Origin of the sequence: Armatimonas rosea (assembly GCF_014202505.1) — a bacterium.
GTDB classification, from domain to species: domain Bacteria; phylum Armatimonadota; class Armatimonadia; order Armatimonadales; family Armatimonadaceae; genus Armatimonas; species Armatimonas rosea.
Map to the genome: position 1 here is coordinate 618,767 of NZ_JACHGW010000002.1, position 12,848 is coordinate 631,614.

General features: G+C 61.8%; 18 protein-coding genes. 3 read left to right on the forward strand and 15 right to left on the reverse strand.

Annotated elements, in window-relative coordinates:
- Positions 1 to 10: 10 nt before the first annotated feature.
- From HNQ39_RS10790 to HNQ39_RS10850, 13 genes are read right to left on the reverse strand one after another with little or no spacing between them, the layout of a single operon-like run.
- Positions 11 to 1,153 (reverse strand): AI-2E family transporter, encoded by a 1,143-nt coding sequence (locus HNQ39_RS10790; protein WP_246385532.1) that lies wholly within the window; start codon positions 1,151 to 1,153, stop codon positions 11 to 13.
- Positions 1,154 to 1,159: 6 nt separating this feature from the next.
- Positions 1,160 to 1,462 (reverse strand): YtxH domain-containing protein, encoded by a 303-nt coding sequence (locus HNQ39_RS10795; RefSeq protein ID WP_184195250.1) that lies wholly within the window; start codon positions 1,460 to 1,462, stop codon positions 1,160 to 1,162.
- Positions 1,463 to 1,464: 2 nt separating this feature from the next.
- The gene (gene mnmA, locus HNQ39_RS10800) at positions 1,465 to 2,565 is read right to left on the reverse strand and encodes a tRNA 2-thiouridine(34) synthase MnmA (RefSeq protein WP_221289944.1); all 1,101 of its coding nucleotides are present in this window, start codon (positions 2,563 to 2,565) and stop codon (positions 1,465 to 1,467) included.
- A 23-nt stretch (positions 2,566 to 2,588) separates the two neighbouring features.
- Positions 2,589 to 2,900 (reverse strand): hypothetical protein, encoded by a 312-nt coding sequence (locus tag HNQ39_RS10805; protein WP_184195253.1) that lies wholly within the window; start codon positions 2,898 to 2,900, stop codon positions 2,589 to 2,591.
- Between the two features lie 10 nt (positions 2,901 to 2,910).
- The gene (locus HNQ39_RS10810) at positions 2,911 to 3,336 is read right to left on the reverse strand and encodes a hypothetical protein (protein WP_184195256.1); all 426 of its coding nucleotides are present in this window, start codon (positions 3,334 to 3,336) and stop codon (positions 2,911 to 2,913) included.
- A gap of 12 nt (positions 3,337 to 3,348) precedes the next feature.
- Positions 3,349 to 3,984: a Maf family protein gene (locus HNQ39_RS10815; RefSeq protein ID WP_221290025.1), complete on the reverse strand. Its 636-nt coding sequence runs from the start codon at positions 3,982 to 3,984 to the stop codon at positions 3,349 to 3,351.
- A complete protein-coding gene (locus HNQ39_RS10820; RefSeq protein WP_184195259.1) occupies positions 3,959 to 4,633 on the reverse strand; it encodes a hypothetical protein in 675 nt (224 codons plus the stop codon). The genes HNQ39_RS10815 and HNQ39_RS10820 overlap by 26 nt, the downstream gene beginning before the upstream one ends.
- Before the next feature lie 46 nt (positions 4,634 to 4,679).
- Positions 4,680 to 5,234 (reverse strand): hypoxanthine phosphoribosyltransferase, encoded by a 555-nt coding sequence (gene hpt / locus HNQ39_RS10825; RefSeq protein ID WP_343075964.1) that lies wholly within the window; start codon positions 5,232 to 5,234, stop codon positions 4,680 to 4,682.
- Between the two features lie 46 nt (positions 5,235 to 5,280).
- Positions 5,281 to 5,796, reverse strand: coding sequence for a hypothetical protein (locus tag HNQ39_RS10830; RefSeq protein WP_184195262.1), 516 nt, complete (start codon positions 5,794 to 5,796; stop codon positions 5,281 to 5,283).
- Positions 5,793 to 6,233, reverse strand: a complete 441-nt coding sequence (locus HNQ39_RS10835; RefSeq protein ID WP_184195264.1) for a type II toxin-antitoxin system VapC family toxin — start codon at positions 6,231 to 6,233, stop codon at positions 5,793 to 5,795. The genes HNQ39_RS10830 and HNQ39_RS10835 overlap by 4 nt, the downstream gene beginning before the upstream one ends.
- A gap of 2 nt (positions 6,234 to 6,235) precedes the next feature.
- Positions 6,236 to 6,439, reverse strand: a complete 204-nt coding sequence (locus HNQ39_RS10840; RefSeq protein WP_184195267.1) for a hypothetical protein — start codon at positions 6,437 to 6,439, stop codon at positions 6,236 to 6,238.
- 20 nt (positions 6,440 to 6,459) lie between these two features.
- On the reverse strand, positions 6,460 to 7,401 hold the full coding sequence (locus HNQ39_RS10845; RefSeq protein WP_184195270.1) for an ABC transporter permease: 942 nt from the start codon (positions 7,399 to 7,401) through the stop codon (positions 6,460 to 6,462).
- Positions 7,401 to 8,366 (reverse strand): ABC transporter permease, encoded by a 966-nt coding sequence (locus HNQ39_RS10850; protein ID WP_184195273.1) that lies wholly within the window; start codon positions 8,364 to 8,366, stop codon positions 7,401 to 7,403. Before HNQ39_RS10850 ends, HNQ39_RS10845 begins: the two co-directional genes overlap by 1 nt.
- Positions 8,367 to 8,459: 93 nt before the next feature.
- On the opposite strand from HNQ39_RS10850, the gene HNQ39_RS10855 reads away from it, so the two are divergent.
- A complete protein-coding gene (locus tag HNQ39_RS10855; RefSeq protein ID WP_184195275.1) occupies positions 8,460 to 9,350 on the forward strand; it encodes a phytoene/squalene synthase family protein in 891 nt (296 codons plus the stop codon).
- A complete protein-coding gene (locus HNQ39_RS10860; RefSeq protein ID WP_184195278.1) occupies positions 9,343 to 10,851 on the forward strand; it encodes a phytoene desaturase family protein in 1,509 nt (502 codons plus the stop codon). The genes HNQ39_RS10855 and HNQ39_RS10860 overlap by 8 nt, the downstream gene beginning before the upstream one ends.
- Positions 10,852 to 10,914: 63 nt before the next feature.
- Here HNQ39_RS10860 and HNQ39_RS10865 read toward each other — a convergent pair whose 3' ends face one another.
- Complete coding sequence (locus HNQ39_RS10865) at positions 10,915 to 11,745, reverse strand: prenyltransferase (protein ID WP_184195281.1); 831 nt, start codon at positions 11,743 to 11,745, stop codon at positions 10,915 to 10,917.
- Here HNQ39_RS10865 and HNQ39_RS10870 point away from each other — a divergent pair.
- A complete protein-coding gene (locus HNQ39_RS10870; RefSeq protein WP_184195284.1) occupies positions 11,718 to 12,461 on the forward strand; it encodes a carotenoid biosynthesis protein in 744 nt (247 codons plus the stop codon). The two genes, HNQ39_RS10865 and HNQ39_RS10870, sit on opposite strands and share 28 nt — an antisense overlap.
- Positions 12,462 to 12,464: 3 nt before the next feature.
- On the opposite strand, the gene HNQ39_RS10875 is transcribed toward HNQ39_RS10870, so the two are convergent.
- Entirely contained in the window at positions 12,465 to 12,845 is a 381-nt protein-coding gene (locus HNQ39_RS10875) for a hypothetical protein (protein ID WP_184195287.1), read from the reverse strand.
- Between the last annotated feature and the right edge of the window lie 3 nt (positions 12,846 to 12,848).

Sequence of the window (12,848 nt, forward strand, 5' to 3'; positions counted from 1 at the left end):
TCAGAAGCGGCTAGTGGGCTTCAACCTCACTGCCCGCTGTCTCCGGGGTCGGCTGGGCGAGCTTGGGGAAGAGGCGGAAGAGCACGACCTGAATGCTCCCCGCGGCGGGGTAGGCCAGGAGCATTCCCCAGAGCCCAAAGAGCGATGCACCGATAAGGAGCGCGAACATGGCGACAATCGGGTGCACTCCCACTCCACTGCCGACAATGCGAGGCGTGATGATATTGTCAAACGAGAAGTTCAGCACCGCCAGCAAGATAACGCCGCCGATTATCATCGGGGCACCCGCTCCGGCTACCATCGCCACAATCACCGATGTCGCCGCGGCCCCGAGGAAGCCAATGTAGGGCACGACATAGAGCGCCCCGCTGATGATCCCAATCAGCAAGACATAGCCTAGCATCTTGGGGGCGAGGATCAGGCAGAGAACGGCGAAGAGGAGGCTGGCGGTTGCCATGTACCCGAGGCTGACCTGGAGCATTCCCCGCAGGTAGTTGCTAAAGACCTCTCCGACATCGCTGGTGACTCCCACAAACGACGCCCGCAGGCTGGTGGGGAGCAAGAAGATCAGCCGTCGCCGAAACCGTCCCAGGTCCATCAGGAGAAAGAAGGTCAGCAGAGGGATCAGGATCACGTTGAGGAGCCCGGAGAACGAGCCGATCACGGTATTGAGCAGCTTCGGCCCGACCTGCTTGGCCGCCGCGATCGCCTGGTCGTAGTACTGCTGGGAGAGGCTGTTGATGGAGCGGGGGAGCGTGATGGGGCCGAGCTTGGGGTGTCCCTTGAGCCAGTCATTGACACCGGCTTGGAGCTGGCTCATGCCATTGCCCGTGACCCACTCGACCAGCTTGCCGATCTGCTCGATCAGGCTGGGGACCACAAGGACAACGAGGGCGATAAAGCCCAGGAGAAAGAAGACAAACACCAGGGCGACTGCGGGGGCGCGCTTGCCACGGGTAAAGCCGACATGCTGCTGGATCTTATTGACAACAGGATCGCAGAGCAGGGCGATCACCAGAGCGGCGACAAAGGGGGTGCTGACCGCGATCGCGGTCTGGAGAAAGCGATAGGCGAAAAAGAGCGACAGAGCTGCCACAGCGACGCCCAGGGCCCCAAAGAGCCCTGCAAGAAACGCCTCCCGCCGCGCGACCATCACCGGCTAGGCGTCCAGCTGCGCCATGAGCTCCTCACGCTTCTCGGCGTAGGCAGTCTTGCCCGCTTCGAGGGAGTGCGCGAGGTTCTCTTTGGTCTGGGTGGCGAGGTCCTTGCTCCGGGCGACCAGGTCACTGGTGGCCTCTTGCAGGCGGTCCATCGCCTCTTCCGTGCGATCCTTGAGGTCCTCGCGTAGCTCGGAGCCGGGCTTGGGGGCAAAGAGCAGACCCAGGAGCCCTCCGGTCGCCAGACCCACCACGAAGCCCGCGGCAAGGTTCACAAACGTACTGTTATCGTCTTCTTCTTCCATACTTACCTAACTATTGTTCCGCCCCCGAGGAGCTGATCTGCCTGTGGCCCGACTCCGTAGAAAACCGCCGCCTGGCCGGGAGCGACTGCCCGCAGGGGCTCGTCGAACGCCACCGAGACTGTCTCATCGGCGTGGCGTGTGAGCGTGGCGGGGCGGGAGTGCATATTGTAGCGTATCTTCACCTCGCAGGGGATGGGCTCGCCCACGGGAGGCGGTGCCAGCGCGACCCAGTTGAGGTCCTCGACCTCGCAGCCCTCTGCCAGGAGCTCCTCGTCCTTGCCAACCACGACGGTATTGGTCTCCGCCTCCACACGCAGGACATAGAGCGGGAGCGGGGAGCCGACATTGATGCGCTTGCGCTGCCCGACCGTGAAGAACGCGGAGCCCTCGTGGCTGCCCAGCTTGTTGCCCTCGGCGTCCACAAAGGTCCCGGTCTGGAGGAGCTCGGGAGCCTCTTTTGCGAGAAACTCGGTGTACTTGCCGCCCTGCACGAAGCAGATCTCCTGGGAGTCGGGCTTGTTGGCGACCAGCAGGCCGTACTGACGGGCCAGCGCACGGGTCTCGGCCTTGCTACTGAGCTCTCCCAGGGGCATGGTCATGTGCGCGAGCTGGTGCTGCTTGGTGGCGTAGAGGGCGTAGGTCTGGTCCTTGGTGCTATCGGAGGCGCGTGCCAGCCCCCAGCGCCCGCTCTGCGTGTCGTGGAAGACCTTGGCGTAGTGGCCGGTCGCCAGCTTGCTCGCCCCTAGCTCTAGAGTTTTCTCCAAGAGGGCATCGAACTTGATGTAGCGGTTGCAGTTGACACAGGGGTTGGGGGTGCGTCCGCGCCGGTAGTCCTCGATAAAGGGCTTGATCACGGCATCGGCGAAGGGCTGCTTGTAGTTGAGGACATAGTGGGGAATCCCGATCCGGGTGGCGACCCGGCGTGCGTCCTCGACCGCCCCGAGGGAGCAACAACCCGCGCCCTTTGTCTCGGTGGTGCTCTCCTGCCAGATCTGGAGGGTGATGCCGATAACATCGTAGCCCTGCTCGACAAGCAAGGCCGCTGCCACCGACGAGTCCACCCCGCCGCTCATTGCCACAACTACTTTTTCACGAGCACTCACGGGCTCAGTATATCGCGTCGCGGTTAGCGTTTCTTTTTACGGAGATTGAGGGGCTTCAGGCTCTTGCCCGCCTGGTCGTGCTCCCGAAGATAGCGCTCGACAAACTTGGGGCCGCGGTCCTCCACCAGCTTCTCCAGCACGAGCCGCTTCTTGGCTTCGTGAAAGGTCAGCTGGTTGGCCTCGGCCTGGTCGGCGATGGCTTTCTCTAAGAAGGCAATGGAGGTCTCGGTCTGGGTGGCCATCCACTGTTGCCAGAGGGTGTCGATGCGCTCGGGGGTGCCGTAGAGCTGTGCGAAGCGCTCCCAGGCGCCAAGAACGGGGGATTCAGGGGTCATGGGCTCTATTCTACCGAAGATTCTGGTAGGATGCGGTCTTGACCAGGAGGTAGATCAGCGCCCCGAGAAGCACGAACGAGAGGGTGCCGCCGCCGATCTTCAGCAGGCGCTGGCGACGTTCTTGCCGGTCGCGCTCGGGGTTGGGCCAGCCGACCGCTTTGTAGGAGCTCGCGTAGGTGTAGAGCGCACTGTCTGCCGCTTGGCTGAGGGTATCGTCCGAGGTCGCGGCGATATCGATTCGGACGCGCCCCTCGCGTCCCGGCTTCCAGGAGATACGGACATCCGCCGGTTCGCCATCAATACGGATTACGCCTGCGATCTGCGCTCCGGGCAGGTCTTGTTCCTTGACCTTGCCAATGCGTTTGAAGGCACGCAGGGCTCGCTCTCCCACGCGCTCCATCGTGCCGTCCACCGAAAGTTCTAAGTACCGACTCATCTCTACCCTACATTATGACCCAGGATTTGTCTCTCTGCCTTGCCAGAGCGGAATATTTGCCTGAGAAAGTAGCGTCGCCACGCTCCAGAGGGGGAGCCCGATCACATTGGAGGGGTCGCCGTCGATGTGGGTTACAAAGGGCATCGCGCCGCCTTGGATGCCGTAGCCACCGGCCTTATCGAGGGGCTCGCCTGTGGCAACATAGGCCGCGATTGCCTCGTCGGGGAGGGACGCCATGGTCACGCGGGTGGCGACCACGCAGGTCTCCTGGGCGACAATCTTGCCTGGCTCTGCGACCGTGAGCAGGGCGATTCCCGAGTAGACAGTGTGGGTCTTGCCCGAGAGCGAGCGGAGCATGGCGGTCGCTTCGGCATTGTCGGCGGGCTTGCCGAGGATCGTCCCATCGGGGGCCACCACATCGGTGTCCACCCCGAGAACCCAGCCCGCGTGGCGCTGGGCGATATCGTGTGCCTTCCCGAGTGCCGCCTGCTGGACATACTCCTGCCCATCGGTGAGGTAGGCGAGCGAGTCTTCGTCGAACTGGCTCACCTGCACGATGAACTCCACCCCTAAAAGGGCCAGGAGCTGGCGCCGGCGTGGGGACGCCGACGCCAGGATGAGCTTACTCAGCGCTTGCCTCTCCCTCAGGCTTTTTCTTGGTGCGCCGTGCGGCGGGCTTCTTCGGAGCCTCGACGGGGGGCACCTCTTCCGTGGGGGCTGGCGCTGCTTCTGGTTCCGCTGTTGCGACGGGAGCCGGCGGCTCGTCGTCTAGCTCTAGCATGGAGAACGGCGAGGCCTTCTCGGTGACCGGAGCGGGCGTGGCTTCAGGAGTATCCGCGATGGGATCGCTACTGACCTGCTGCTCCAGCTCACGCACCCGGTTCTCCAGCGCCTCAATATCGTCGAAGGCAGTCGGGTCCGACGCGGGGGAGTCGCCGGGCTTGGTCACTTTGTTGAAGACATCGGTGATGTTAAAGCCCTTGATGCTCTCGGTGAGCTTCTCCCGCACGGGGCGGCCCTTCTCCTCCATCTCGTTCAGAAACCCGGGGGCGTCCTGACGAATCTGGCGCACGGTGTCATCGAGCTGGCGTGCCGCTTGGTCGATCACATCCACCGCTGCCTTGCCCAGTCCAAAGGCAATATCGGTGACACGCTCGGCGGTCAGGGGGGGCAGGGTCTTCTGGGTCTCAGGGCTGGACGTTGTCTCGGCAGTGGGTTCCGCCTGTGCTTCAGCTTCCACGGTGGTGGGCTCCTCCTCAGGAGTGGGATTTGTTTCAGGGGTAGATTCGTCGTTCATACGCTTTAGGACAGTAAAAACAGCGCTTCGGTTGCGTCTTTCGAAACTAGAGCGGTCCGGCGTAGACATCGCGCTTGAGAATGCCGATGTAGGGCAGGTTCCGGTAGCGCTGGTTCCAGTCGAGGCCGTAGCCAATCACGAAGTCATCGGGGATGGTGAAGCCGACATAGTCTGCCTCCAGGGGCGAGCCACGGCGGGCGGGCTTGTCCAGGAACGTGACAATCTTCACCGAGGCAGGGGCGCGCTGGCGCAGGTTGCGCAGGACATAGCTGAGCGTGTTGCCCGTGTCGATAATGTCCTCGACAATCACCACATGCCGCCCCTCGATGGTCTCGTCGAGGTCCATCGTCACCCGCACCTCGCCGGTGGAGTGGATGCCCGCATACGACGAAACTCCCATCAGGTCCACGGTGAGTGGCAGGTCGATGGCGCGCATTAGATCGGCCAGAAACGGCAGCGAGCCCTTCAAAATCGTCACCAGGTGCAGGTCGCGCCCGGCGTAGTCCTCGGTCAGCTGCGCTCCCAGCTCGCGAACCCGCTGCTGGATCTGCTCCTGTGTGTAGAGAACCTCTTGAATGTCATCGTGCATAGGGTGGGACATAGAAGCCATTGTACCCGAATCATCCCCGCCAAAAGATCGCGCTAAATTATCGCATCCTGTCAATCGTCTGGAGATACCACGGGCCGTACCAGTGCTGATGCTTCGCCACGGGATTATCTGTGGGCGGTGAATCGGGGCAGTAGAGAAAGCCGCTTGTCTCCACCAGTCCACTATCGCCAAGATCGAACAACCAGCCGTACTCCGTCTTGTAAATCCCCTCGAACCGATAGAGCCCAAGCATCATATTTTTGGCCTCTCGCGGATTTTTGGCATAGGCATTAAGCGCAGGCTTACTCAGGAGAAAACGGACGCTACGCAGGATAGGGCTAAGGGCCACAAAAGCCATAAGAATCGCAACCACTGCTTCCTTCACTAAGAGTTGCCGTCGCTCAGGTTGGTGCAGGGCTACGACTAAACGTGTGAACCAGAGCACAGCCAAGCCAATACAAGTCACTCCGAGAATCCAAGCAAGTCCCAAACTTACGGCGGGAGCACTGAAAATAATGAGGCTCGCACCCCACCAGATACCTGCTAAACCCCACCATAGCCATGTCCAGTTCATGGCATGACAGTCCAATCCGTGAAGCGTAGCATTGGGGCATGTTCCGCAATTCGGGAAAAATCGCCTGTGTTTTGTGTGAGGAGAGTTGCGTCTGTTGCGAGGGCGATAGCCGCAATTTTTAGGTCCATGGTGCTGACTCGTATGCGCCGTAGCCAGAGCTCCTGGAAAATATCTAGTGCGGTTTGGTCAAATGGCAAGACCGTCAGGGAGTTGAAATTCTCAAGGAGAGTTTGGAGCCGCTGGTAGGCTTGGACATGTGCCTCTACAGATCGAAGCGAGGCAAGATACGACATCCATCCCCGAAATTCTTCTTCTAGGCAGACAATGGCTGTCGCCACTTGCTCTGAGGGCACTTGTTCTAATCGAGCACTCAGGTACTCTTGAGCCGGGCCACGACGCTGGAGCTGGCTCAGGTGATTTGTGTCTAGCAGATACATTGCTAGGGCTGTTTTTCGTCGTAGTTGGGTATCTGGGAGTTGCGATACTCTTTACCCAGTCGGATGATTTCGTCGAAGGCAGGATCATCGTCGAAGGTTCCTAGCAGACTGCGCCAGCCCGTTTTTTGGGCGGCGGGGAGCTGCTGGCGAAGCTCCTTGAGCTCTTCTTCGATAAGGGCAACACGCTCTTCTATGGTTTGTGGCATTGGCTCACCTCCAGGCTATTTTATCGCTTTTTGCGGGCGGTGAGGTTGGCGAGCAGGACGGCTACGAGGAGCAGAATCCCGATGGCGGTGACTTGGTTTTCGGCCTTGACCCCCGCGACTCCCATGCCGGTCTGGACCACGCCGATCAGAAGAAGTGCGGCTAGGGAACCAAAGATCGTCCCACGCCCGCCGAAGATGCTCGTGCCGCCCAGCACCACGGCGGTGATGGCATCGAGCTCAAGGCCGCGCGCGTGGTCGAAGCGGGCGACCCCGAGACGGGAGAGCATGGTCAGCGCGGCGATCCCGGCGACCGCGCCCGAGAGGACAAAGAGCTTCATCAGGACACCTGGCACAGGAACCCCGGAGTAGCGCGCCGCCTCGGCGTTGGTGCCCACGGCATTGACATAGCGCCCAAAGACTGTTTTATGGAGCAGAAGACCCGCCGCAATCGCAAAGCCCAGAGTCAGAAAGAGCGGGGCGTGGAAGTAAGTGCGGGGGATCGCCAGCTTCTCGAAGTGCTGGAACGCTTCAGGGACGGGCAGGGAGTGGTCGCCTAGCAGAATCTGCGCCCCGCCCCGAAAGAGCGCCATGGTCCCGAGGGTGACCACCAGCGACGGCAACCGGCGCTTGGCGACCAGCCAGCCATTGACCGCGCCGAGCAGGCCGCCCAGCACGGGGGCGAGCGCGGCGCAGAGCCCAAACGGGAGCCCCTTGCTGTTTAGCGTCGTCACAATCGCCCCGACCAGCGCAAGAATCGCGGTGCAGGAGAGGTCGATGTGCCCCGCGACAATCACCAGCGTGAGCGCAATCGCCAGCAGAGCGGTCTCGGTGTAGAGGGTCGAGCGGTCGAAGAGATACGCCACATCCAGAAAGCGCGGCTCGCGGGCGGCGCTGACAATAAAGGCGACAATCAGCAGGCCCACCGCGACCAGCTCGGGGATAAACGCACGAAGCTTTTTCATTACTCTTCCCCCGTGGCGTTGAGCCGGAGCCGCCGGGCCGTGGCATCGTCGAAGAGGACGGCGGCGAGGATGACGAGGCCGTAGACCGCGGTCTGCCAGGTGTCGGCGATCTGCAAGACGGCGAGGGCGACATTGATAACACCGAGAAGTACGCAGCCCAGAAACGCCCCCGTGGCGCTCCCGACCCCGCCGAAGATGCTCGTGCCCCCGATGACGGCGGCGGCGATCACGAGGAGCTCGAAGCCATTGCCGATACTCGCGGGGTTGACATTGCCAAAGCGGCTGGCGTAGAGGACGCCCGCCAGCCCTGCACCCATGCCGCAGAGCACGTAGGCCAGCAGGATCACCGGGCGCACCGGGACCCCACGGAGTGCAGCCGCATCCGGGTTGCCGCCGATGGCGTAGAGGTTCCGACCGATCCGCGTCCGCGTGAGGAACGCATGGGTGAGAAAGGCAACCAGCGCGGCCACTAAGACCACCCAGGGAAGCTTGTTGTTAAAGAGCCCGGTCGTGGTCCAGGCCGCCAGGGCCTTAGGGATTTCGTAGTCGTTGACCTGGACACCGCCGCTCACCACGAAGGTCAGGCCACGGTAGATTCCCAGCGTGGCGAGCGTCGCGACAATGGCGGGGACACGGGCAAAGGCGATCAGCAGGCCATTGACCGCGCCGAGTCCCCCGCCAATCCCCGCCCCAATCGCGGCGGCGACAAACACGTTCAGGTCCTTGTGGTCCCGCAGGAGCATCGCGGTCAGCATCCCCGAGAGCGCCAGGGTCGAGCCCACCGAGACATCGATCCCCCGCGTCAGGATCACCAGCATCTGGCCCATGGCGCAGACTGCGATCAGCGGGAGCCAGAGCAGGACCGACTGAATCGACGACTCGGAGAGGAAGCGTGGCTGGATCACACTGACAACGACGATCAGGGCGATCAGGGCAACAGCGATAGGGAGCTCACGGCGAGGCATTGGCTTGCATTGTACCAAAAGAATGGGAACCGCAAAGGAAGTGGGAACCTATTAGGGATACTACCGTTGCAAGTGGCAATGTGCACCAACTCTATGGAAGCGTCCTTGCCACGGGAAGTAAGCCCCACCCTTCGCGACGGCGATGTTGAGGTCGCTCGAAGCCTGAATAAGAAGCATGGGACGAGCTACTACTTCGCCACGTGCTTCTTCCCACGGCACCTGCGGGAGGCGACCTTTGCGCTCTACGCCTTCTTCCGGGTCCCCGACGAGTTCGTAGACGACCGGGTGCTGGACGAGGGCGGGGAGGCCAAGGCCCGACTGCTCCTGGAGCACTGGCGTACCGACTGGCACAAGGCCTACGCCCTGGGAACCTCCCACGATCCGGTGCTCCGGCTCAACGCTGAGGTCTTCCACCGCTACCAGATTCCCTTTGCCTACAGCGAGTCGTTTTTAGAGGCGATGTTCCGCGATCTCTCGGACACGCGCTACACCACCTACGCCGAGCTGGAGCGCTACATGTACGGCTCCGCCGCTGTGGTGGGCCTCATGATGAGCCACGCGATTGGCTTCTCGGACCCCCGGGCGCTGGACTACGCCAAGAAGCTCGGCTACGCCATGCAGCTCACGAACTTCCTGCGCGATATCGACGAGGACTTCCAGCAGCGGGGGCGCATCTACCTGCCGCTCGACGAGCTCCAGCGCTTTGGGGTCAAGGAGACGCAGTTCGCGGAGCGCCGCTTCGATGCCAACTTCTACTCCCTGATGCAGTTTCAGATGCAGCGTGCCCACCAGCTCTACGAAGACGCCGAGCCGGGGATCGCGCTCCTCAACCCGGAAGGTCGCCGCGCGGTGCGAGTGGCGAGCGCACTCTACCGGGCGATCCTGACCAAATTAGAAGAGCAGGGAAGCAACCCGTTTGCCGGTCGCGCTCGCACGAGCACGCTGGAGAAGGTACAACGCACCATGAAAGTTTGGAATGGCTAAGCAAAGCGCGATTATTATCGGCGGTGGGATCGGCGGGCTCGGAAGCGCCTGCCTGCTGGCGAAGGCGGGCTACTCGGTCGAGCTTTTTGAGAAGAACGAGATATTAGGGGGTTCCGCGGGGATCTTCTCCGCCGAGGGCTTCACGTTCGACATGGGCCCCAGCTGGTACCTGATGCCCGATGTCTTCGAGAACTTCTTCTCGCTTCTCGGGGAGAGGGTCGAGGACCACTTAGACTTAGTAAAGCTGGGGCCGTCGTACCAGATCTTCTTCAAAGACAAGGGCAAGAAAGTCAGCCTCTACTCCGATTTGGAGCGGGACATCCCAACTCTAGAGGCGATCGAGCCGGGCTGTGGCAAGGCGCTACGCGACTATCTGGAGCGCTCCAAGTTCCAGTACGAGATCGCGCTGGCGGGCTTCATGTACAAGAACTACGACACGGTCTTTGATTTCTTCAACCGCCAGACCATCCTCCAAGGCCCCAAGCTCCATGTCTTTGAGAAGATGAACAAGTATGTCGAGCGCTTCTTCTCCACCGACGAGATGCAGAAGATCATGGAGTACCAGCTGGTCTTTCTGGGCTCGTCGCCCTACGACACCCCCGCGCTCTACAACATCATGAGCCATATCGACTTCAATATGGGCGTCTATTATCCCATGGGCGGCATCCATGAGATTCCCAAAGCCTTCGTGCGGATCGGGGAGAAGTACGGTGCGAAGTACCACACGAATGCGCCCGCGGCGAAGATCTTGACCGAGAACGGGAGAGCGGTCGGGGTGCGGCTACAAGATGGCACCGAGCACCGCGCGGACTTAGTGATCTGCAATGCCACCATCCGCCACGCGGAGACCCTCCTAGAGCCTAGCGAGCGCACCTTCACCGACGACTACTGGGCACAGCGCACCCTAGCCCCCTCCGCCTTTATCCTCTACCTGGGGGTCGAGGGCAAGATTCCCAGCCTTACCCACCACAACCTGCTCTTTGCTCCAGACTGGAAAGCGGGCTTTGCGGAGATCTTCGACAACCCGAAGTGGCCCACGGACCCGTCGCTCTATGTCTGCGCCCCCAGTGTCACCGACCCGAATGTCGCGCCGGAGGGGTGTGAGAACCTCTTTGTGCTGGTCCCCATGGCCCCCGGGATGAAGGCCACCGAGAGCGAGCTGGCCGCCTACGCCGATAAGACCTTGGCTCTGATGGAGCGCGAGATGGACATCCCCAACCTGCGCCAGCGCATCAAGTACCAGCGCATCTTCTGGGCAAAAGACTTTATCGAGCGCTACAACAACGACCGCGGCACCGCGCTGGGCCTCGCGCACACGATGAACCAGACCGCGATTCTGCGGCCCAACAATGTCAGCAAGAAGGTCAAGAACCTCTACTACGCCGGAGCGAGCACCAACCCCGGGATCGGTATGCCGATCTGTCTCATCTCCGCCGAGCTCGCCTACAAGCGCATCATTGGGGATAAGACCGCGGGGCACATGACGAAGCTTGCCCCCTAGCCCCCGCCCTGCGGGGGGAATATAAGGAATCCGATTCTGCTTTGTCTCCCCGTTCCACGGGGGTTAGGGGGCAAGCGCTGCGAAGAACAGCCCTGCGCCACAAAACGTATTAATCAGCGGGAAGTGTTTGTAGAGCCGCATCACGCCCTCTTCCGTTCCCGCGCGGAGCGAGAGCAGCATGAGGGTGGCGTAGACAAGCCCCAGCGGCACGGCGAGCCAGCCAATGGCGGGAAATGCCAATGCCGCTGCCGTGAGATAGAGCGCGAGACAGAAGAGCAGAGTTCCGCGCAGGCCCAGGGTTGTCGCAACCGTAAACGTGCTGCTCTCTCGGTCGGCGGTGATATCGGGGACCGCGGAGTAGGCCTGCATCGCCATCACCCAGGCCCAGCCGGCAAAGAGAGTCGGGAGCGAGAGCGTGGTTCCGCCCGCCAGAAAATAGGCCACGTAGCCGGGGCAGATGTAGAGCGCATTGAACGACGCATCGAGAAAGGGCTTGGACTTCGCCCGGATCGGCGGCGCGGAGTAGAATGCGGAGAGTAGTACAAACGCAACCAGGGCGAGCTGGGCGGGGCGCGGCAGAAAGTAGGCCGCGGCAAAGAACGGCAGGTTGGTGAGCGCAATCGCAAGGCTCAGAGCCTTACGCTGATCCGGTGGCACGAGCGCTTCGTAGCCCTGCTTCTTGGCGTTGAGGACATCGGTCTCGTAGTCAAAGATATCGTTGATGCCGTAGATCAGCAGGTTCGCCGGCAACAAAAAATACACCAGAAAGATCAGAGCGAGTGGCGAGTAAAAGACCGCCGGCGACTTCAGCGCCGCTAGCCCCACCACAAACGGGCCAAGGACATACATCCAAAATCGGGGGCGGCTTGTCTGCCAAAGGCGTGCCAGGGTCACGGCTTATTCTACCGTCTGCGCTGGCCTTCGCCGCCATCAGTGGTTTTTTTGTCGCGCGGTTCCCCGTCCGCCCCGAGCTGGCCATTGTCTCCGCGATCTTTGTCTTGGTCTTCGCCTGGCCGAGCTACGCGGCGATCGTGCGCTGGCTGGGGGTAAAACGCGGCGTTCGGCTCTTGGTCGTGCTGGGAGTCTATGCGCTGGTGCTGGAGACCGTTGCGGTGAAGACCGGCGTGCCCTACGGACGCTTCTCCTACGGCCCCAAGATCGGGAAACTTCTCTTTGACGCCGTGCCGTGGACCGTCCCCTTTTCCTGGACCCCGCTAGCGCTCTGGGCGCTCTGGCGTGCGCGGGGCAAGGCGATCCTGGCGGGAGTGCTCTTGGTCGCGGTCGATCTCTGCCTCGATCCGGGCGCGGTGGCCCAGGGGTTCTGGAGCTACGCGGCGGGTGGGGCGTACTTTGCGGTGCCGTTCTCGAACTTTGCTGGCTGGCTGCTCTCAGGAACCCTGGGCACCTGGCTCGGGCGGGGCTTGGACTGGCGCGAGGCACCTGCGGAGGTGCGCACCAGTGGCCTGCTGAGTATCGCCTTTTGGACCAGTGTCTGCCTGAACATGGGGCTCTGGGTTCCTGGCGTGGTCGGCGTCGCGCTGATTGTTGGGTCGGGGATTGGAAATCCCCGCCTGAGACATTCGGAGCGCCCCGAGGGCGCGGGGAGCTAGGGGCTAGCTCATCTTTTTGAGGAGGTCCCGCCGAAAGGCGGGCCATGCCAGAGCCAGGGAGCACAGGAGGATGGCGCAGACTAGAATCCAGAAGTTGGTGAGCCAGGCACTCACAAGGGCGGAGCCGATCACCAGGAGCCGTGAGAGAGGATTCAGGAGCCAGTCCAGGGTGAAGAGTGCTTCGCCGTAGCTTGCGGCAAAGAGGAGCGCCACGCCAGTGAGGAGCCAGGTGTACAGACGGAGCCGCAACTTGGCAAGCCGGAGCTGGTACCGAGTGTAGCGCACCAGTCGAGGCAGCATCCAAGGGTGCTCGGTAAAGACAAGTGCAAGCCCCAGAAAGAGCCCCGCAGTGAGCCAGAAGCTGAGTTGGAGACAATCCATCATATT